The sequence below is a fragment of the Methanobacterium sp. BAmetb5 genome (assembly GCF_003491305.1).
GTDB lineage: Archaea > Methanobacteriota > Methanobacteria > Methanobacteriales > Methanobacteriaceae > Methanobacterium.
In genome coordinates this window covers 1,507,501-1,529,176 of record NZ_CP022706.1, presented here as the reverse complement: position 1 = coordinate 1,529,176, position 21,676 = coordinate 1,507,501, and the positions used below count along the sequence as shown (strand labels likewise).

Genomic DNA, 21,676 nt, shown 5'->3' with positions numbered 1-21,676 from the left:
CAATTATTTTACTAATTGTCCTAATCATTTTACAAGTGAATGGAATATTAATCATTTTTTTCCAGTTTATACTCCATTTTTGGCTTGTTTTTTCCAGTTATGATGGATGTTTCAGTAGCATTCTCAGAATCTGATGGAAAACGGAAGGTATCTGAATATTTAGATTCAATTATCTTCCGAATATTGCGGGCAGTTTTATCCCCAACACCACTTACTTTCTTTAGATCATCAATTGATGCGTTAAAAACACCTTTAACACTATCAAAGGCCTCCAGTAATTTTCGGGCAGTGACTGGTCCCACATTGGGCAGTGACTCTACAATAAAAAGTTGCTGTTCCTGCAATGTAAGTGGTTTCTTTTCAGTTCGCACCTGAATGCCTTTAGAGCCCTTGTAAACTTCTCTACTTGCAATTCTAAGGATCATGGCTGCAGTGTCCTCGGGATCACGGGTGGGGATAATAGGTATGTTAAAATCAACCGTCAAACTGGCCAATGCTCCTCGAATAGCGTTGGGGTGCAATCCACTGCTGTAAAGGTCCCCTCCCTCCAGGATTATCAGTGGTTTGGGGAAGTTTTCCACTAGTTCCTGGGCCTGTTTGTAGATCCTTTTGTCAATTAATGAGCTTACAAAGTCTTTACTACTTTTTCTTTCCACGGCCACGTGGGGACTCACCTGATAATCTCCTACGGGTAAACTTACAGTTTTTACTGTTGCTTCCATATTACTCAATGCTCGAGTAACCCCTGACTTGGCTTCCCTATGATCCACGTAAACTACCAGATTTTTTTCATCTTCTCCCCCTGATGTCCCGGGTTTTAAATCCTCACCCTTCCGATCTAACATCCTAACGTCTGCATCATCGGCGATTAATGGTTTTTCTGGTTGTTTGTATCCATTGGCCAACTGTTTTTTCATTCTCCTTTCACGGTGCATACTGGAATAATAGAAAGATTCATCCCGGGTGTTTTTGGTTATTAACACGATCATGCGTCCTTTAGTGGTCCTACCGGTTCTACCACGCCTCTGGATCATTCTTATCTCCGAAGGAACTGGTTCGTAGAGCACCACTAGGTCCACGCTGGGGATGTCAATTCCCTCTTCAGCCACACTGGTGGAAATCAGAACCTGATAGGTTCTCATCCGGAAAGCTTTAATGATCTCCTTCTGTTCCTTCTGACTGAGACCCTTTTCTTTCTCCCGACTGGCCTGTCCAAAGAATTTAACGGCATTAACACCTTCTTCCTTACATTTATCGTAGATCTGATTCACGGTGTCCCGGTACTGGCTGAAAACAATAACCTGCTCCTGGTCTTCAGAAGCATCCTTAAGGATTTCCAGCAGTTTTCCCAGTTTAGGATGTTCAATACCTTTCTTCTGGGCCTGTCTGGTTAAATTCACGGCTGCTTTGAAATTTTCATCCTTGAATAATCCCTGTGCCGCTTTGGTTTTTTTCTTGGTCATTCTCTGGAAGTATGCATACAAATTACCTATGCCCTGTGTTTCTAAAAGTTCCAGCGAGTGAAGAACACTTAAAACGGCACTAAGCATAGATATTGCTAGCAAACAATCTCGAGGTGGGCTGTTACTCTGAGACAACCTGTTCTGTACCTTTCCTCTAGCCCTCAAAACATCTTTCTTGGTGACCTGTTGGATGGAGCTCAGTACTCCCATTTTCTTTAAGCCCTTAAGACGGTTCTTTAGAGCCACATCCAGATGTTTTTTAATGTCCAACTGTTCCTTCTTCAGGTCTACTCTTACCCATTCCACATCAATGGGGTTGAAATAGGGTTTCACATCGGAGTCATCCTCACTTTTCACCACCACTTCGTTGATGAACAGGTTGTGGCATACTTGATTTATTTTTTCTTCTTCACCACCGGGGGAGGCAGTTAAACCCAGTATTAACTGATTTTTAGCCTGTTTGTTGTAGCGCTGGGCCAGGAACACGTAAGAATAGGATCCGGTTCCACGGTGACATTCATCAAAAATAAGGAGTGAAACATTCTCTAAAGAGTATCTCCCGGCAATTATATCTGACTCGATAGTTTGGGGGGTGGCCACAATTATTTGGGAGTCATACCATCTTTTTTCCCGTTCTTCCACCTTCACGGCCCCGGTTAAACTACTGACGGTGGATTTTAAAAACTCCCGAAAGCTTTCTTCGTGCTGTATTACCAGGGGTTTGGTGGGTGCTAAAAGTAAGATTTTACTGTCTGGATATTTTTCCAGCCTATCTGCTGCAACAAGGGCCGCAACCACAGTTTTTCCCAGGGCAGTGGGGGCCACTATCATGGTGTTTCCCTTTTTAATAACATCAGCAGCCAGTAATTGCTGGTAAAGGCGTGCTTCGATTTTTCCCTGTTCAATTAAAGGGTGTTGTATCCACCGGACCGGTTTTCTTGAATTTTGGGTCTCTTTTTGACGTTTCATTTTGTTATCCCGAAATAATGAAATTTTACTGCTTGATTCCTATTAGAAATGAAAATTTCACATGGTTATTTATTTGGTATTGGTTTAATACAACTTTTTTCCCTATGAAATTTATTGTTTAAAATCGGGGCTACATGACATGGCCAAGGTATGGTTAAGAATAGGCCACTTTTGGTTAGAATAAGTGTGAATTATGGGATATTGCGAGTTGAAAGCTTTAAAGGAAATATTTAAGGCATATCCTCATAACCAGACCCACTATTAAACCAGATAAAACAGCTGCCATTATAATAGGAAGGTTAATAATAAAATACATGAATAAAAACAGTATTAAGGCCCCAGCTAAACCAGTGATCCAGATAACTGACTTTTTATCCAGGTCTCTAAATTTATTTTTTGTATCTACATCTAATTCATAATCTAATTTTACTGATTCCTTATTTTTGAGTTTGCCCCCGCATTCACATGCAAGGTCAAAATCTTCTGGAGATTCACCTTCTTGAAGTTCATAGTAACTCCCACAGTTATCACAAACTAAATATGACATAAATCTCATCTTAGTATTCATTACTAATAAAATGACTCAATATTTGTTACAAATTTTAGATTGACTAAAATAGCCTTAAATTGCCATTAATTTTATTTTCAAAAATATATAACCTGTGAATTTGGAAGAAAATGATTTTGTCTAATAAAAGCCTTGAAGAATGTAAAAATGAGATTTAATAATGATAAAAAGTATTTTAGGGTTTATCTCTCAAAATCCTCATTTTTCTGGTAAATGGTAATGTCTCCATTTTCTTTAATTACATGGTAATCCTTCAGTGCAGGTTTTTTTTCACTCAGGGCGTCGATATAGTATTCGGCACCGGAAGCAGTTAACATGGAGGAGAATTCATTGGTATTTTTAAAATCTTTTAACACACCCCCAATCACCATTTTTTTCATACTCCAGGACACTGCCGGGCTGTAATCAGAGAAAATTACTTTTTCCTGGTAGTGTGGATCGTAATCCTCCAGCCACTGGGTGCAGGGGTCAATGTACTTAATCAAGCAGGTATTGGGAGTATGCCCCATGAAAGTCACGGTCGATGATGTCAAAAATATCAAACCCACCATTGCGTATAACCCCCATGTCTTCCAGGTCTTACTGTTAATTTTTAGCTTATATCTTTCAATTAAAACACTTAAACCCAGAATTATGAAGTAGGCCAGTGCCGGAAGCACGGTAATGAAATAGCGGTCAACTTTCATGGGAATGGAACTATGCATGATGAAAAAGGTTAAAAACCAGCATAGGAATAGTAAATCAATTTTTAAATGACTATTTTTGCCATCGTGGAATATCTTGTAGGTTAAGACGCAGCTTAAAAACAGCAGAATATCCGTGATTATGTAAGATAAATAAAAAAAGCTCACCAGGCTTAAAATTATTAAAAAAACCAAGGCAACTATTTGCACCATGCTTTTTTTATCCCTTTGGTTGACCTTTTCTATTTTATTTTTTAAAATGCTGTAGATGTATATGCCCAGGCCACAGAGGACCAGAACTCCTGTTAGGTAGGATAAGATTGAGGGAACTGCCTGGCTGGGGCTGAATAATTGATAATAACTGCCTTTAACCGGACCTACTCCCATGTAATTTAACAGATTATGCAGATAGTACAGATTATCCGGGTTGTAGGCCACATCTCCCCTACCAATGGACCTCCAGTCAGAGATAGAAGCGTTCATCAGTAATAGGAGATAGGATATGTATTTGGATTTCTGGTAAAGGTAAATCACCAATGGGGTTATTAAGGCCCCTATCACCAATAAATGGGTTAAATGTGTCTTTAAGCCTTTTTCCACAGCACCACCCATGGTCAAGTATAATATCATGGGAAATATTAAAAGGGCAGCAGTGTACCTGGTTAGAACTGCCAGGACAAACAGGGGCAGGGCCAGATATAAATATTTTGAATGTTCCTCTACACCTCTGACCATTAAATAAATAGCCCAAATTGAAAATGAGATGGCCGGAACATCAATAGAACCACTGGCGGCCCAGGAAATTATCAAGGGGAATGAAATATAAATTAAACAACCACATAAACTTTGAATTTCATTAAATCTTTGTTTCAGAAGGAGATAGAAACCGATGACCCCAAATATAAAGAGGACAGCGTCTATAATTATGATAACGTTACTGGACACAAAACCTGCCCGAAATACCAGGGAAGTTAAGAAGGGAATTAAGAAAGGCCCGTGTAATAAATCAGGATTCACCGGTCCCATTCCAGCGTAAAATAGGGCAACATTAAGGTAACTAAATACATCGAAGTAATTGACCCCAATTGATATTTGAACCGCAGAAATATAGATGGCAATGGTCACGGTTACAATGGTTAAAATTATCAGAGGATTTTTAAGCATTTTCCTGATATTTTCAACTAGACCAGCTTTATTCTCCAATATTAATCACCTAAAAATAGAAATATTTACTTCTGGTCTGGCTTTTTAATGGCTATTAAATTCTCCCATTCATCAAATACCACGTCCAGTCCGCACATACTGGGCACGTAGTTAGCAGCTTTAGCAGAATTAACCCCAATAACTTTAAAACCCATATCTTCTATGGGCGCCACCACCATGCAAGTATCACAGACTACATGTCCTCCGGCATTTTCTATGGTCCGGGTGTAACCCATTCTATCGGCGGCAGCTTTAATGGAAATAGATGTGCATATCCATAACTGATTAGTTAATTGTTTACCTTCTAACTTGTTGGCAACTTCTGTTATTTCCTCTAAAGAGGAATGAGGGCATCCTAAACAAACCAGGTCTGGTTTTTGTGATGTGGAAAGCTTTTCACGAGTATTATTCAAATCATTCCGGGTTACAGTTAATTTATCCAATTCATTGACATGTTTTAAAGCTTCCAAGTATTCAGGGGTGATATTTTCCATGTGATAAAGGGCCACTGCTCCGGAAGATGCCAGTGCCGCACCAAGTGCTTTTAATTGGTTTACTTGGGGGGTTATCTGAGTTTTATCCAGTAATCTAAAATAGGGAACTCCGTTTCCCACACTTTTTCCCACCAGATAACCTAGTGCACCGTAATCTGTACCCTTTAATGGAGTTTCAACTTCCACCAGCAGGTTGGGAACTCTCCCCTGGTCCAGGTGGTAGCCGTAGTTGGGCGTTCTACCACATATTGCTGCGGACAATGCTCCGGGGCCACCTTCCCTATTAGTTCTTGCTCCCAGAACTGAATTGGCATAGCAAACTGCGGATGACTCGGACCAGGCAACATGACTGCCTAATGGTGGCACATTACCCACCAAATAGGGGGTACAGGTACAGGTGGTGCTGATCCCCATTCTACGGTAGGCTTCCACGATGAGTAGCTGTTTTTCAGTGAATTCCTGGGGAAAACCAAGTTCTGTACCCTGGTCCAGGTCTACACCTGCGGGGTTGAGGGTGCTGGGGACCACTACCTGGGCTCCTTCCTGGGCCAGTTCTTCCAAGTACTCCAGACCAGCATCACCAATGGTCTTATAGGAGACTCCGGCTATCTGGGCGGAAACAATCTCCACCATTCCATCTGCTCCATATATATCTCCCAGAGCGACCAGTATCTCCATGGATTTCTCCACAGCCGGGCCGTATTCTCCAGAATACATTTTTTCCTCTTCTCGGGTAAGATACATGTAATGCCTCAGTATTTTATGAATTCACTAACAGAATTATCCGATTTAAATAATAATATCAGGGTCTCAGAACATTATTCCCTTATTTTATTTCTATATTTCTGGCAGGAATAATCTTTAAAGGCTCCCTTAATGGTCGTTGATGGTTAACTGACCTGTGAGCCTACAATGTCATTAACCAGGTTTTTGAAGTTTTCCAACTCTTTATAGGGTACCATTGCTCCAGCAGCAATGTTATGTCCTCCACCCGCGCCGTTAAAACTTTTAGCTGCCTGTTCCAGGGCAAAACCCAGGTTGACTCCTTTCTGAGTCATTTCCAGTGTGGTACGTCCCGAAACTTTAACGTCTTGGTGCATGCGGGATAGGGTTATCACTGGTTTTTGGGGATTTAATATCTCTAATTCAATCCCTAATGATGCTAATGTTCCCATTATCTTTTTATTACCTTTATCTTCGGTGTAAAGGTACTGCACATAGTCCATTTCCTGGGAACCTTCCCTGGAGATCCAGCGGATACCTTTGATCAAGGATTCCTGGTATTTGCTCAGATATTCCACTCCTTCGGCAATGGCTGAATCCCGTTCACCCAGACAGATGCTCAGTCCCACGGAGTATTTCTTGTTTTTACCACAGGCATCTAATATTTCGGAGTATTTTTCCAGATTTCGCAGTGCCGGGTTTTCCTGGGGCATGCTGTACACGGTGTCGAATATTTTTGGATTGATCCGGGTCAGGTGTTCAGTGAGGAAGTCCTTCTCCTCGTTGGCCAGGTCGGTGAATTTAATACCGTAGGATATTCCAATTTTTTCTAGGAAGGCCTGACTTTTTTCCAGGTTTCCTGAAATTCCAGGGATGGCTGGCTGAAATGTGTGGGCCAGGGCCTTGTAAAGGGGTTCGGTTTTTGAGGAAATTTTAAGGTCTTCGTGTTCTTCCACAACCCCTGCTTCGGTTGCTTCAGATAAAATGGTCTCGTTCACACCAGTAAAACCATTGGCATACTGCATATCACCAAAAGCACCTACAAGAGCCAGTCCTGCTAATTCAACTTTGTTAAAAGTTTTTACAGTGAGGTAAGTCACTCCCGAGGCACTAACATCTTGGGTCCCGTCCAGTCCGAACAGGTGGGGGTTCACATGCACCACAGTCTCCTCATCATCTCCGGTGCTATCCATGGTCTGGTGGTGGTCGGCGATTATAGACTGGCCATTTAGCCGGCCTATTCTCTCCACATAACCACTCCCCATGTCACAGAAAAAGAAAATTTTGTATTTCTCCTGGGAAAGCCTATCCAGGACTTTGTCCTGGAGACGGGGCACTAAAGTTACATGGAACTTTCCCCCTTCCTGGGAGATGGCATTGCAGATAACACCTGCTGCCGATATACCATCAGAATCATTGTGGGAGATCACTCTCACCACATGGTCCTGATCCAAGTGCTCCTTCAGGAGCACATTTGCTTCTTCAGCTCTATTTAACAAGTAGTGCTGCTTTTTGTGGGTCATATCTCCATCCTTCAGGCAGAACTCCTTCCCGGGTGTAGTACTTTACCAGTCTTCTGATCCTGGATTCTACCAGCTGCAGACCCCTCTTGGTGTGCAGATCCTTAGGGTTTTCCTTAAGGTGGTCCCGGATGTTAACGGCCTTACGGATGAGGTTCATGAGGTCTTCAGGGTATTCTTCACCCTGGTCGTGTTTTTCCAGTACATGGGTTATTTTCATCCCGGTTACTGCTTTAACATCTGGAATTCCGTACTGGTCCCGTAGTATAACTCCGATGACACTGGTTGATTTTCCTTCTTTTCTCAGTTTCAATATGATTTCTTCTATTTCTTCAGTTGAGTATTCAACCCATTCAGGCTTTGCTGCCATAAAATCACCTCTTATATTATATATCTAATTAGCTTTAAAATACTGATTTAAGCTCAAAATGTTCATTAAGCTCCAGACTAAAAGACATCACTTAATGCAAGCTCGTCCGGTCAAAGATTTCATTATTCGCCATTTATATAATTCTTATACCATTGGGCAAAGTTTTCCAGTGAACAGCGACGGTGGGAGAATTCATTCTTCTCTTTCCGGGTGAGTTCACCAAAAGTCTGGCTGTATCCTTCGGGTACAAACAGTGGATCGTAGGCGAAACCATGATCTCCTTTTTCCTGATGGGCTATCTGTCCTCCGACTACACCTAAAAAAGTCTCGGGCTCGGTTTTGGGTGTTGCAAACCCAATCACCGACCTGAACTCGGCGTAACGGTCTTCGACATTGTTCATCAGTTTTAAAATGCCTTGATTGCCCAGGGTGTCCTGCACGTATGATGAATATGTTCCGGGAAACCAGTTAAGAGCTTTTATAAACAGACCGGCATCTTCAACAATGACTGGTCTTCCTAGTCGCCGGGCAGCATCCACTGCACCAAAGCGAGCCACATCTATCAGCTCTCCCTGAATTTCAGGGTATCCCAGGTCTACGTGTTCCACCTCAATATTGAACTGGTGGAATATTCCTTGAGCTTCTTTTACTTTGTGTTGGTTACCGGTTATAAAGGTTATGTATAACGGATCTTCTGATTTGCCCATCGATGCCACCAGTGTTATTTTGGATAATTTATTTGATATTTCACATTATATTGGTTTAACCGAATGTATAAAGCTTACGCCGGCTTTAAAAATATTTATTTAATCTTTATTCTAATCAACTTATTCCGAATTACTGTATTAATACCAACTATAATGAGGGCCCCCACCAACAACAGTAGCATTTATATACTTCTTAGTGTCTTTAAAGAGTGTTAGAGTGATACCACTGACTTCAATGGACTTAAACTGAGTGAAGAATAAGTTGTGTAGAACGTGGAGTATGGTAAAAATTTATTTTTGTTTTAGGTAAGTACAGTAAATTCCTGGAAAAAACATTTCTAAATAGTTTTAATTCCAAAAATTAAACCAAGGACTAAATTCGTTTGGTGTGCATGAATTCCAAATTTAGTAATAAAAAATAAAGAATTAATTATGCATTTAATGGAATATGCTAAATTTCTTAAAGACCAGATTATTCCCAAACAGACATTCCAATCGTTATTTTCTCTAAAATGTGATTTAAAAAAAATTTAAAAAAATTAAGGGTGAAAAAACATGGTAAAAAGCGCCAATAACTTGGATAATGAGAAAAAAGTTTTTAAACCTAATTATATGTTGGTGGAAGAGGCCCACGTAAAGAACTGGGAGGCAGAAATCGAGAAGGGTAAAGATATCGAGAAGTACTGGGCAGAAAAGGCCGAACAATTTGAATGGTTCCAGAAATGGGACCAGGTCCTGGATGAAAGTAATAAACCATTTTACAAGTGGTTCAACAATGGAAAAATCAACCTGGCCTACAATGCCGTGGACCGCTGGATACACACCGATAAACGGAACCAGGTGGCTATCCTCTACGCCAACGAGAGGGGTGACGAGAAGAAGCTCACCTACTACGAGCTCTACCGTGAAGTGAATAAAATGGCCAATGCCCTGAAGAACCTGGGTGTGGAAAAGGGAGACACAGTTTCCATGTACATGCCCATGTGCCCGGAACTTCTGATCTCCATGCTGGCCTGTAACAAGATAGGGGCAATACACAGCGTGGTATACTCCGGATTGAGTGTCGGTGCATTTGTGGAGCGAATGAACGATGCCAAGGCCAAAATCCTGGTAACCGCCGATGGAACCTTCCGCCGAGGAAAAGTCATTGACCTTAAAAAAATCGTGGACGAAGCTATGCTGAAGTGCCACACCATTGAAACCACCATCGTGGTCAAGCACGCTGGAAACCCCATTCACATGTCGGAGTTAAGTGGTAAGGAAATATTTTATGACACACTCCTGGAGGGTGAACCAGACGAATGTCCAGTTGAGGAAATGGACTCAGAAGACCCTTTGTTCATACTTTACACTTCGGGAAGCACAGGGAAACCCAAGGCTGTCCTCCACACCACAGCGGGATATATGGTGGGGGTGGCCACCACTTTAAAAACCATTTTTGACATTCATAACGGTGATTTGTGGTGGTGTACTGGGGATATAGGCTGGATCACTGGCCACAGTTACCTTATCTACGGGCCCCTGCTTCTGGGAACCACCACCCTGGTATATGAAGGAGCCCCTGACTATCCTGATCCTGGGATTTGGTGGAAGATTGTGGAAAAATATGGTGTAACCAAGTTATACACCTCCCCAACCGCTATAAGACATTTAATGCGTTACGGGAATAAGTACCCCACCGTTTACAACCTTTCTTCCTTGAAGATACTGGGTAGTGTGGGTGAACCCATGAATCCGGCCGCCTGGATGTGGCTGTACAAGAACATTGGCCAGGAAAAAACGCCAATTATGGATACGTGGTGGCAGACAGAGACGGGAATGCATATGATTTCCCCGCTGCCGGTTTCCCACCTGAAACCCGGAACACCCACCCTTCCCTTCCCTGGTGTGGACATCGATGTGGTGGATGAAAATGGAAACCCGGTTCCCGTGGGGGAAGATGGTTACGTGGTGGTTAAGAAACCATGGCCGGCCATGTTCCGTACCCTCTATAAAGATGAAGAAAGATTTGTCAATGTCTACTGGAAGGACATACCGGGAGGGGTCTACCGGGCAGGTGATATGGCCCGCAAGGACGAAGATGGCTACATATGGATACAGGGCCGCTCCGATGACGTGCTGAAGATAGCCGGCCACCGGGTTGGAACCTCGGAGGTGGAAGCTGCCTTTTCCTCCCATCCTGCGGTGGCGGAAGCAGCAGTCATTGGTAAATCAGACCCGGTTAAGGGACAGGTTATTAAGGCCTTTGTCATACTCAAAGAAGGGTATAAATTAACCACCAAACTCATCAGTGAATTGCAGCGGCATGTGCGTTACGAACTGGGACCAGTGGCCGTGCTGGGTGACATTGTACAAGTTGATAAGCTACCTAAAACCAGGAGCGGTAAGATCATGCGCCGTGTACTCCGTGCCCGGGAAGAAGGAAAGGATCTGGGAGATTTATCCACCTTAGAAGAGTAAATCTTTAAGTGGATTCATTTAATTACCCGGATATCGTTAATAAACCCCGACCTTGAGTGAAAATTGAAGATTTGATTGATTAATAAATTCAGACCTTCATTTTCACTTAATTGGGGCTGTTAGATGGGTAGATTCTCACAGGGAATCTTTAAAAGAGAATTTTTATAATAAAATAAAAATTAAGGAGATATCATCTTCTATCCTTTAATTAACTTTTATTCTTATATTGTCGTTATCAAGTACCTTTTTATAGGCTTCGGCTTCGATCACGGTTTTCAACTTGGCCAGTGGGATGGATATTCCCCCTGATTCAAGTTTCAATGCTATTTTTTTAATGTCTTCGTATTCTGCTTTTAATGATATGACCTGGTCGTTATCATTTTTGAGATATTTAACTTGTACTTCCAGTTCTAATTGATTATTTTCTGTTTCAACTAATACTTTTCGAGAAATTATTTCAAAAGGGAGTTTAATATGATCTGTATGGAATATTTTCATTCCTAATGTCCCTAATTCCAATGCAAGGAATGCTGAAATATCTTCTAAAGATTTTTCACTAACTTCTACTAAAAAAATATATTCTACACGTCCTTTTTTAGTAATACCATTCAGGACGTGTATATTTTTAGCTCCTCTCTCCATGGTGCGTTCAATAACGTAGGGCAAACCTTCGGTGGGTAGATCGTCCACGGTGATCATCAGCAGCATTTTTTCACCGGGATTAAAGTTCAGCCATTATTTTAATTGCTCGTTTACTGACTTCTTCAGCCCTTGGAATTCCTCCCGGTATTGCTGATGATATGTAGGCACCGGCCACAGCCTTTCTTGCTATTTCACGGGGGGATGCTTTGGTGTTCATTGCTGCAGCAACTGCTGCCGGAACGATGATGTTGATAATGGTGTGGCCACATAACTGTAACTCCACCACTGGAACTGCTGCTAGGGGGATTGCTTCCAATATATCCCTTTTTTTGTTAACCACTGCATCAGGTATTACTTTTTGCGATAAACCGTCAAAAACAATTTTTTCTCCATCAACAGTTACTTCGACCGTGGCGTCGGTATCAAATCCACAATATCTTTTCAGGAAATCATTGGGGCGTCTACGACCACATCCCTGGTAGTTGGTTATCTTTATGTCTATTTTTTTACCCATCATTCCACTGAACAGGGCACTGCAAGCAGTTTCCACGTTGTTTAATTTTTCATCATCCAACATGTGCACGATTTCATCCAGTTCTTTACCTTCTTTTAGTTTATCAAAGGTAAATTTAGCCCTTTCGCTCACGGCTTTTGCCAATCCACCATCAGTGGCCAGTATCATTGCTTTGGTGACGGGTCCCCTTTTAACTTGTTCTGCTTTGCGGGATATGGTGTTGGTGGCTACTTTGGCCAGTTCTGGTTCGATCCAGAATTTTTCTTTAATTTCTCGTATTTTTTCAGCGGCCACTTCCAGGTCACCAGCACTGGATATTAGAACTTTCATGGCCAGTACAGCGTCGGCGGTCATGTGTCCCAGTGGGGGTTGTAATGGCCCACCAGAAAAACCAGCCCCGATTTCAAGGGACTCTTCAAAGGCGGATAACATTTCTTCAAAGGCCATCATACCTATAACTGATGGTCCTCCGATATCTTTAAGTATAACACCTAAATCCCCCACAAGGTGGGCGGTGTCATATTCTTCCCCGGTTCCTCGGATGTGGAGCTTTTCGGGAAGTCCAGCAGCTTCAACTGCACCCAGTCCGGCAACGTAGGCGCTGTTATCTTTGAAAAATTCCCCATATTTTTCCCCTATTTCAGAATCTGGATGGACAATTTCGAGTATTGCTGCAGCTCCAAATATTGCTGCGGTAATTGGGCTTGGTGGCATGCCCACGTTAGCATATGCCTTTAACATTCCTTTGGTCCCTGCGGCAGCACCGTTGCGGGCTATTTCAGGGAAGGCGATGTCTTCTCCCAGGGTACCATGACCATAGAGTGGTCCACCTCCCACCCCCAGGGGCACAATACTTCCATCTATTTTGGTGATTTTGTTTTCGAAAACATCATCATATAAAGCTTTTACTGCTGCGTAGCCGGATATCCTATTGTTTACTTTGGCTGTGGGTATGGCAATGACCCCGCAACGATCCACTCCGGCAATTATCCGGGCCATGGCCCCTAGTTTCCGGTTCCCGGCGGGCACTCCTGCTTGTGCGTTTGTCCCGGCAAAATAACATAGAGCAGCACTTATAAGGGCGGCGTTTGCAGGATCAGCTCCTGCTACTTCGGCGGATTCAATGGCTTTTTTTAAAACATCGTCTATGGGTAAATGCTGAACATTGTGGTCGGTGAGCTTTATTTCTGTCCCTCTTAGAACCTCTTGTGCAATAGAGTTGGCTGCACATATGGCAGCGACATTTAACATCCCATGTCCCTTGGTCAGAGCTTCTATCCGATCGTTGGTCATCATATCTATGTCGGACGTTGAAGCCATAATGGCTGCTATTATCTCTTTTTCCATAGAATCACCGTTAATATATATGGGATGATGTTCTCATATAGTTTTTGATATATATTCATAATAAGAAATTTTAAATTATTATGCAGGTTGATTTTGTAAATCCGGACATAACTTGGCTTAACTCCAAAAAAAATAGGAACATGTTACTTAGAATATATCTTATAACTTGTAACTTATTACTTATAAGTTATAACTTATAATTACAATACTAATGGGAATAAAAAAAACTGCATCAGGTGTAACGGCCCCGCCCTTCTATTTCTTCTATTTTGGCCACTACTGCCCGGTAATCCCGGGCACCCTCATACCCTTTAAGTATATGGTCAAAACATTCCTGGCTGATATCATGGTGAATTCCGTTAATGGCCTTTTTAAACACCAGGAGATCCACACCCTTATCCTCCACCAGGTCGGAAACTTTACCCAATCCAAAGTCTATGAAGACCACGGATTTTCCATCCTCCCCTAATATGAGATTACTGGTGGTAAGATCCCCGTGGATCAGGCCACAATCATGGAGACGGGCCACATTTTCCCCTATAGTCCTGGAGATTGATTGTATTTGGTTTAAATCAAGGTGATCCTCACTGCTGAAAATCTTTTTCACCTCTATGCCCCGGACTTTTTCCATGGTAATGGAGTGTTCCTTAAGATCCACGTCGTAAACCAGGGGAGTTACCACTCCGCAGCGTTTGGCCTCGGCCAGGAGTTTGGCTTCATTTTTGGTCCTTTTTTTCCGCAGATATGCATCGATTTCTTTAATCCGGTAACCCTTAACCACCCTCTTTTTAACCAGGACTTCTTCGTCCAAGTAATGATCGGGATAGATATTGGCCTCGGCACCCTTAGCCAGCAGTTCGGAAGGTAATTTCAGCTTCAGGGGAGATTTTTCTCTCCAGGGAACATCCACCTGATCGGTCCGGAAGCGTTGTTTAACCCGGGTGTCACCAATATCCATTTTTTTAGAGTTCTGGTACATTATTAATCCCAACCAGGCATTCATGGCCCCATTATCCCCACAGTACTTCATTTCAGGCATGAAAAATTCAGCGTAGTGTTCCTGGGCCATGACTTCCAGCATCTCCCGCAGACGCTGGTTGGCAGCCACTCCACCCACCAGGAGGACTTCTGATTTTTTGGAATGGGCCAGGGCCCTTTCAGTTACCTCCACCAGCATGGCAAAGGCAGTTTCCTGCAGGCTGTGGCAAACATCTTCCAGGGCAGCACCAGATTCATATTTACGGATAGCCGCAGTGAGTAATCCCGAGAAAGATAGATCCATACCCTTCACAGTGTAGGGTAATTTCAGGTAGTTATCTGAGGCCAGAGCCAGTTCCTCCACCCGGGGCCCACCAGGGTGTCCCAGACCCACTGTACGGGCGAACTGATCCAGGCAGTTACCAATGGCAATGTCCAGGGTCTCTCCAAATATCTGATAGCGACCGGCATCGAAGGCCGTCACCTGGGTGTTTCCCCCACTCACGTAGAGGGTCAGGGGGTCCTGGCACCCCGTGGTCAGTCTTCCAATCTCTATGTGGCCTATGCAATGGTTAACGCCCACAATGGGCACATCCAGAGAAAGAGCCAGGCTCCGGGCGGCAGTGGCCACCGTTCGCAGTGCTGGTCCCAGGCCCGGGCCACGGGCAAAAGCCACCATATCCAGATCTTCCAGACTCAAATTGGCTTCATCCAGGGATTTTTTTATGAGAGGAACCAGGTTTTCGGCATGGTGTTGGGCTGCTTCCCGGGGGTGAATTCCTCCCTTCTCCGGAAGAAGAGCCCGGCCTTGCAGGGCCAGTACATGACCATCGGAGTCTACAATTCCCACACCAGTTTTTTCGGCTGTTCCCTCTAAACCTATACATATCACGTACATCACACTCTAAAAAAACCATGAAAGTGACTTAGATTAGGTTATTTTTTTCCCTTCGGTTTATGATAGGGATCATAAACCCTAGTCCTTCACACAGTCATTAAATATTCTTTTTATCTCTTTTCTTTTAGTTTATTTCTTTAGCCCTATTCCCTTTCAATGTCAGGTGAAATTTATTTTATATAGCACTTCACCCTATTTTATAGTCAAACATAATTTTTAAAATTGATACTTTACCTTTAATTTTCCAAGAGGAATTGATATGGATAAATCTGTAAAATGTTATGGATCACGCGATGCACTCTACCAGCTACAGGATAAGGATTCATTGTTTTTATGCGTTATTGCCACCACCTTAACTTCCAGAATACCAGGAATCACCGGTGCAGGAGCATCACCAGAATTAACTGATTACACTCCTGCCGCAGATGTTGAATTAATAGTCCATGGTGCACCAAAGTGCCTTCCGGAAATTCCCCAAACAGTGGTAGGGGATGAAGCAGCTCCCACACCAGCAGTGATTACCAAAGCTTCCCTTGAAATAGCGGATATTCCTTTCCTGGTTGCTAATGCTGGTTCAGTAGTTAAACCATCTCTTCCCTACGTGAATATCAACGATAAACAGGGAGGGGACATTGCCACTGGAAATGCAGTTGAAGATCCGGAAGATATATTTAACAAGGGGAAATTATTGGGTAAAACCCTTTCCAAGTTTACGGATCACCTGATAATTGGTGAAAGTACTCCCGCAGGCACCACCACAGCCCTGGGGGTTCTGGCTGCCATGGGATATGATGCATGGGGAAAGGTAAGTGGAAGCACCCCGGAAAACCCCCACACCTTAAAGCGTCAAACAGTGGAAAAAGGACTGGAAACCGCTGGATTGAATGATAGTATCCCTCTGGATCCATTCCATGCCGTTAAGATAGTAGGCGACCCTATGATCCCTGCAGTGGCTGGAATTGCCGCCGGCAGTACCGTACCCGTAACCCTGGCTGGTGGCACCCAGATGACAGCGGTCTGCGCCTTGCTTAAAGAAGCGGTTAAAGACTTTGATTTCGACAAGATTTCCATTGCCACCACTATCTTCGTGGCCACTGATGAAACTGCCGATATTAACTACATAGCCCGGCAGATTGGACCAATAAACATCATTGCCGTGGATCCAGGTTTTGAGAAATCAGAAAATAGGGGACTGCAGAAATACACCAAAGGAGCGGTGAAGGAAGGTGCCGGTGCGGGAGGGGCCATGTTAGCTGCCCAGCTTAAAGGGGTTTCCATTGATGAGGTACGGAACAAAACCGAGGAACTGTGCCGGGAGATCTTCAAAAACTAATTGTTTTTATTATAAGGCTAGGAAAATTATTGGGTCTTAGGGAAAATATTGGGTTTATTAAGGAAGTTATTGGTTTATTAGAGAACGTATTGGGTTAACAAAATCATTAGGGGGAAAAAATGAAAAATAACGAGAAAAATCTGGAAAATAAGTCCAGATACATAAGAATCTCCTATACTCTCACTGAAGACACACCAGTCCATCCAGATCTTACTAAAATCACCATAACTCCTAAAAATCAGATTAAAGCAGGAGATTCCTACAACACCTCGGTAATAACTGCAGAAAACCATTCGGGTACCCATGTTGACGGGCCAGCCCATTTTCTCAGAGATGGGCGGCCAATTTACACATATGATCCTAATGAATTGGTATTCCACCGACCCTTTGTTGTGAATTGTCCAAAAGAACCCGATGAACTCATAGTTCGGGAAGATATAGCCCCTGCATTTAGAGAAATTGACGAAGAAAATGAACTGGATTTTGATTGTATTTTAATATGCACTGGATTTTCTGAGTATCGTGAAACTGGCACTGAGATGTATCTGACTAAGAATCCCGGAGTTTCACCGGCAGCTGCTTATTATCTCCGCCAGAAACTCCCTAAACTTAGATGTCTGGCCATAGACACAGTTTCCATGTCCCGCTTCGGTAGGATGCAGGAGATGGTTGACCTGCACCAGACGGCCTTCAAAACACAGGAAGATTTAGGCCAACCACTGGTTTTTGTGGAAGACCTGGACTTGCGACCAATTCACGAAGGAATGACTCTGGAGGAAGTCCTGGTTATCCCCTGGCAAGTGGGGGGAATTGACAGTGCTCCCTGCACCGTACTGGTGAAGATCAGGGAATAAGCATTATTCCCACTTTATTTGAAGGATAAAACTAAAAATTGAATTCAGATATTTTTTAGGTAAAATTTTCTTCTTTAAAATTTAAGATAAACCTCATTATATTTTTAAGATCAAAAAAATAGGAAAAAAATAGAATAATATTATCTTTTTTTAAAAAAAGTGGGGATAAATAATTTTTAACAATTCTTCACGGACTTAGACCCATACCATGGAGATTATGATGGTCAGGGCACCTATAATCCAGCAGTAAATGGCAAATATGTTCAAGCTGTGTTTCTGGATGTAGCCCATCATGAATTTAACTGCCAGGTAGCTGAAGATAACTGCCGATAGGAAACCAGCAATCATAACTTCGGTGTTGGCATCGAAATTAACAATATCCTTGGCCTGTATTAGTGCTGCTCCCAGTATGGCGGGTATGGATAGTAGGAAACTGTAACGGGCCGCCAGTTTCCTTTCCAGCCCGGAGAATAACCCGGCAGCAATGGTGGATCCGGATCGGGATATCCCGGGGGCAATGGCCAATCCCTGGAAAACTCCAATAACCAGTGAATTGGTAAAACTAACCTCTTTAACATCTTTACCTTTTTTATCAATGTTTCTTTTGGCTATCCATTCTGAACCCCATAGAATAACTCCGGTCACAAGCAAAAAGAAACCAACTATGGTAACTGAGTTGAAAAGGGCTTCGAACTCGCTTTTAAGCAGTACTCCCATCAGTCCTGCGGGGATGGTACCTACCACTACCAGCCAGGCCAGTCTTTTATAGGGATCTTCAGCCACCCCTTCTTTGAATTTTCCCCGGGGAATATCCAGTAGACTGGCTACAAACGATTTTATCATGGAGGTAATATCTTTCCAGAAGTATCCGATCACTGCTACCAAGGTACCCGCGTGCAACAGCGTGTCAAATGCCAGACTGGATTGTGCGCCCAGTAACTCCGGTACTATGACCAGGTGGGCGGAACTGCTTACTGGTAAAAATTCAGTTAATCCCTGAACCATACCCATTATTATTGCCTGAATGATATCCATAAATAACTTCTCCGATTTTCTCTATTTTTACTGATAAAATTTCCTTATTTTGACCATAAAATTTCTCTGATAAATTTCTTAATATTTGATAATCATCCCTAATTTGAACTCTGAAGTTAATTAGTGCGGTTGGCTATTATTTAAAACATGTGCCTTGAACTCGTCTTATAACTTGTAACTTATAAGTTCTAAGTTATAACCCAGATGGTTTGACCTCACATCTTTACCGGGGATGGTTCTAACTGGGATGTTAATTACACATCCTTATTTTAACCCTGTTTTGTTCTTTAATAATTTTTTTCCAGGATTAATCACAAGTTTAACACATTTTCCCTATGATTTGGCTGAAAATTACACCCAAATTTAATTAGTATCCTAGAAACAAGTGTGGTTAATTTCTAAATAAAAGAAAGAAATTGAAATAGGAGATTTTTAGGGTTAGAGGAAGGTCAGCCAACCGTGGATGTCGTCGGTTTCACCATCTATAATGGCGAAGAACTGTTCCTGTAGTTTTTTGGTTAGTTCGCCTCTTTTTCCATTGCCCACAGTTATATGATCCACGGATCTGATGGGGCTAACTTCTGCTGCTGTACCGGTTAAAAAGAGCTCATCTGCAATGTACAACATTTCCCGGGGTATTTCTTCTTCTTTAACTTCCAGGTCCATCTCCTGGGCCAGGGTGATTATGGAGTTCCGGGTTATTCCATCCAGTAATGAGGAAGAACGTGGCGGGGTGTATAGAATTTCGTCTTTTACCAGGAAAACATTTTCTCCACTGCCCTCACTCACCAGGCCCTGATAGTCCAGCATGATGGCTTCATCATATCCATTGGCTACTGCTTCCATCTTAGCCAGCTGGCTGTTCATGTAGTTGGAACCGGCTTTGGCCATGTTGGGCATGGTGTTGGGGGCCATGCGGCGCCAGGTGGATACACCAACATCTACTCCATTTTCCAGGGCTTCTTCTCCCAGATATTTGCCCCAGGCCCAGACAGCAATCAGGGATTCTACTGCGCAGTTAAGGGGGTAAACTCCCAGTTCAGCATAGCCCCGGAAGATTATGGGGCGTATGTAACAGGCTTTCAGTTCGTTTACTTTAATGGTGTCTAAAACTGCCTGACAGAAATCTTCCTGGGAGTAGGGAATTTCCATTCGGTAGATCTTGGCTGAATTGTAGAGTCTTTTAACATGCTCTGCCAACCGGAATACTGCCGGCCCTTTTTTAGTATCATAGCACCGTATACCTTCAAAAACACTGGATCCATAGTGTACTACGTGTGATAATGCGTGAATTTTTGCTTCGTTCCAATCAACGAACTCTCCGTTGAACCATATTTTTCCTGACTCGTCAAAGGCCATGTTATCCCTCAAAATTAAATAATGATCTTATCCAGAATCTATTGGTTAAACTAGTTATTAATAATGTGTTTGCACACTTTGGACGGAAAATTATTATCAGTTAATTCAGTAGTTACCTTCTCACCATCATCCTTGGAAAACTTTATATAACTTCCCTGCCAAACCATGGAAGTACCCAATGTGGGCCGGTGGTCTAGGGGTATGATACCTCGCTTACAACGAGGTGATCAGGAGTTCGAATCTCCTCCGGCCCATTTAAAATCATTTATTGATATTTTAAATCTTTAATAGCCAATAAGTTGTTATTCTAAGATATTTGAAGAGTTTAAATTGTATTTGGAATTATTGTAGGTGGGCCGGTGGTCTAGGGGTATGATACCTCGCTCACACCGAGGTGATCAGGAGTTCGAATCTCCTCCGGCCCATTTCATGTACCTCTAACCATCAACTAATTTTGATATAAACTACTTCCTTCACAAATTGAAGTTCTCCTTTTAGAAAATAAGATAGAAATTCACTACCCTTCAGATTATGCTGCTGCATTTACAGGATCATGGTAGTTGTAGGGAGAGTGAAATCAGTTTTTTTAAAATTAAGAGGGAACGTTAAACAGAAAATGAAAAAGTAGTAATTAGATGATCCCGGGTGTTGATTAAAAGGCAATGATCATGATGACGTAGATCAACAGGGAAACAAAGAATACTATGGTCCCCTTACTGAGAGTGGTTGTTATGTCGCGTTCAATGGCCATAACCAGCCCGTAGGACAGTACTGCAGAAATCAAAATTTTGGTAACTCCTAGAATGGCGGTGTTAGAGTATCCTGTACTGATAAAGTAGGTTATTAGGGATGAAAGTGCGAATACAATGATTATCAGCGAGATTGTGTTGGTCAGTAGGGGTTTGAGTCCGGGACTACTGGGCATGGAGAATGATGATCTTTTTGCCTTGTCCAGGCTGCCTTTTCCTCTGCTGAAGAAACTCTGGGGGTTTGATGTCTTGGGAAAGGATGATGCGGTGTTGGAAGACGGGGTGTAATCCTCAATAACCTCTGGATTTCCCACTTCTCCTTCATTTTCATCGTATACCTGCACTCCTCCGTATTCACCATGCTGGGCAGAGAATTTTTTTGCCAGTGCCATTAAACCCTCTTTATCTAGAATTTTAATATTCCTACGGCTAGCATAATTCTCAGCGCTTTTGGTGAAGTAGGAGGTAGTAACTACCACGACCTTGGAGGCTTTCAGGGTTTTGGCCACCATTTCCATTTCCTTTAAAACGTCCAGACCCACTTCCCAGCGGTCATCATAGTTTTTACAGGCTACAACCACCCCAATGTCTCCGAGGATAGTGGGTAGAACTCCGTAGATGTCAATGATGTGTCGGGAAGTCTGGAAGTTACGGTAGACCTTGAAGCCTGATTCTTCCATTATCCTTGCCATGAATTTGACTAATCTGTTTTTATCCAATTCCCCCACCTTCTAACAGTGATGATATAACATCACCTCATAATTTCTTAATTTAATAGATGATAATATTTGTTTTCTACTTCTTTAT

General features: G+C 42.6%; 16 protein-coding genes and 2 tRNA genes. 5 read left to right on the top strand and 13 right to left on the bottom strand.

From position 1 onward, the window contains the following. Window positions 1–47: 47 nt before the first annotated feature. The 7 genes from CIT02_RS07430 to CIT02_RS07400 all read right to left on the bottom strand — a co-directional run bounded on the left by CIT02_RS07430 (window position 48) and on the right by CIT02_RS07400 (window position 8,700). Window positions 48–2,432, bottom strand: a complete 2,385-nt coding sequence (locus CIT02_RS07430) for a DEAD/DEAH box helicase (RefSeq protein WP_292611144.1) — start codon at window positions 2,430–2,432, stop codon at window positions 48–50. A gap of 217 nt (window positions 2,433–2,649) precedes the next feature. Then, the gene (locus CIT02_RS07425) at window positions 2,650–2,979 is read right to left on the bottom strand and encodes a hypothetical protein (RefSeq protein WP_292611142.1); all 330 of its coding nucleotides are present in this window, start codon (window positions 2,977–2,979) and stop codon (window positions 2,650–2,652) included. 203 nt (window positions 2,980–3,182) lie between these two features. Beyond that, window positions 3,183–4,886 (bottom strand): glycosyltransferase family 39 protein, encoded by a 1,704-nt coding sequence (locus CIT02_RS07420; RefSeq protein WP_292611140.1) that lies wholly within the window; start codon window positions 4,884–4,886, stop codon window positions 3,183–3,185. A gap of 26 nt (window positions 4,887–4,912) precedes the next feature. Beyond that, complete coding sequence (locus CIT02_RS07415) at window positions 4,913–6,124, bottom strand: aconitase X catalytic domain-containing protein (protein WP_292611139.1); 1,212 nt, start codon at window positions 6,122–6,124, stop codon at window positions 4,913–4,915. 146 nt (window positions 6,125–6,270) lie between these two features. After that, entirely contained in the window at window positions 6,271–7,626 is a 1,356-nt protein-coding gene (locus CIT02_RS07410) for a DHH family phosphoesterase (protein WP_292611137.1), read from the bottom strand. Next, window positions 7,592–7,993 carry a 30S ribosomal protein S15 gene (locus CIT02_RS07405; RefSeq protein WP_048072849.1) on the bottom strand — a complete coding sequence of 134 codons (402 nt, stop codon included), beginning with the start codon at window positions 7,991–7,993 and terminating at the stop codon, window positions 7,592–7,594. The genes CIT02_RS07410 and CIT02_RS07405 overlap by 35 nt, the downstream gene beginning before the upstream one ends. 122 nt (window positions 7,994–8,115) lie before the next feature. Continuing rightward, window positions 8,116–8,700, bottom strand: coding sequence for an XTP/dITP diphosphatase (locus CIT02_RS07400; RefSeq protein WP_292611134.1), 585 nt, complete (start codon window positions 8,698–8,700; stop codon window positions 8,116–8,118). 555 nt (window positions 8,701–9,255) lie between these two features. Between CIT02_RS07400 and acs the strand changes: the two genes are divergently transcribed. Then, window positions 9,256–11,160 carry an acetate--CoA ligase gene (acs, locus tag CIT02_RS07395; protein WP_292611132.1) on the top strand — a complete coding sequence of 635 codons (1,905 nt, stop codon included), beginning with the start codon at window positions 9,256–9,258 and terminating at the stop codon, window positions 11,158–11,160. 204 nt (window positions 11,161–11,364) lie between these two features. On the opposite strand, the gene larC is transcribed toward acs, so the two are convergent. From larC to CIT02_RS07380, 3 genes are all read right to left on the bottom strand, one after another. Continuing rightward, on the bottom strand, window positions 11,365–11,868 hold the full coding sequence (gene larC, locus CIT02_RS07390) for a nickel insertion protein (RefSeq protein ID WP_292611130.1): 504 nt from the start codon (window positions 11,866–11,868) through the stop codon (window positions 11,365–11,367). A 13-nt stretch (window positions 11,869–11,881) separates the two neighbouring features. Next, on the bottom strand, window positions 11,882–13,663 hold the full coding sequence (locus tag CIT02_RS07385) for a hypothetical protein (protein ID WP_292611128.1): 1,782 nt from the start codon (window positions 13,661–13,663) through the stop codon (window positions 11,882–11,884). A 232-nt stretch (window positions 13,664–13,895) separates the two neighbouring features. After that, complete coding sequence (locus CIT02_RS07380; RefSeq protein ID WP_292611126.1) at window positions 13,896–15,542, bottom strand: bifunctional N(6)-L-threonylcarbamoyladenine synthase/serine/threonine protein kinase; 1,647 nt, start codon at window positions 15,540–15,542, stop codon at window positions 13,896–13,898. 256 nt (window positions 15,543–15,798) lie between these two features. Between CIT02_RS07380 and cobT the strand changes: the two genes are divergently transcribed. Both cobT and CIT02_RS07370 read left to right on the top strand, forming a co-directional pair. Continuing rightward, window positions 15,799–16,872 (top strand): nicotinate mononucleotide-dependent phosphoribosyltransferase CobT, encoded by a 1,074-nt coding sequence (gene cobT / locus CIT02_RS07375; protein ID WP_292611124.1) that lies wholly within the window; start codon window positions 15,799–15,801, stop codon window positions 16,870–16,872. 119 nt (window positions 16,873–16,991) lie between these two features. Then, window positions 16,992–17,726, top strand: a complete 735-nt coding sequence (locus tag CIT02_RS07370; RefSeq protein WP_292611122.1) for a cyclase family protein — start codon at window positions 16,992–16,994, stop codon at window positions 17,724–17,726. 195 nt (window positions 17,727–17,921) lie between these two features. Here the strand turns inward: CIT02_RS07370 and CIT02_RS07365 are convergent, their stop codons facing one another. Both CIT02_RS07365 and ilvE read right to left on the bottom strand, forming a co-directional pair. Further along, a complete protein-coding gene (locus CIT02_RS07365) occupies window positions 17,922–18,761 on the bottom strand; it encodes an undecaprenyl-diphosphate phosphatase (protein WP_292611120.1) in 840 nt (279 codons plus the stop codon). Between the two features lie 438 nt (window positions 18,762–19,199). Continuing rightward, the gene (gene ilvE / locus CIT02_RS07360; RefSeq protein WP_292611118.1) at window positions 19,200–20,120 is read right to left on the bottom strand and encodes a branched-chain-amino-acid transaminase; all 921 of its coding nucleotides are present in this window, start codon (window positions 20,118–20,120) and stop codon (window positions 19,200–19,202) included. A 182-nt stretch (window positions 20,121–20,302) separates the two neighbouring features. Between ilvE and CIT02_RS07355 the strand changes: the two genes are divergently transcribed. Beyond that, window positions 20,303–20,374 (top strand) — tRNA-Val (locus CIT02_RS07355). A 99-nt stretch (window positions 20,375–20,473) separates the two neighbouring features. After that, a tRNA-Val gene (locus CIT02_RS07350) sits at window positions 20,474–20,545 on the top strand. A gap of 227 nt (window positions 20,546–20,772) precedes the next feature. On the opposite strand, the gene CIT02_RS07345 is transcribed toward CIT02_RS07350, so the two are convergent. Beyond that, window positions 20,773–21,597: a restriction endonuclease gene (locus CIT02_RS07345; protein ID WP_292611116.1), complete on the bottom strand. Its 825-nt coding sequence runs from the start codon at window positions 21,595–21,597 to the stop codon at window positions 20,773–20,775. Window positions 21,598–21,676 lie beyond the last annotated feature (79 nt).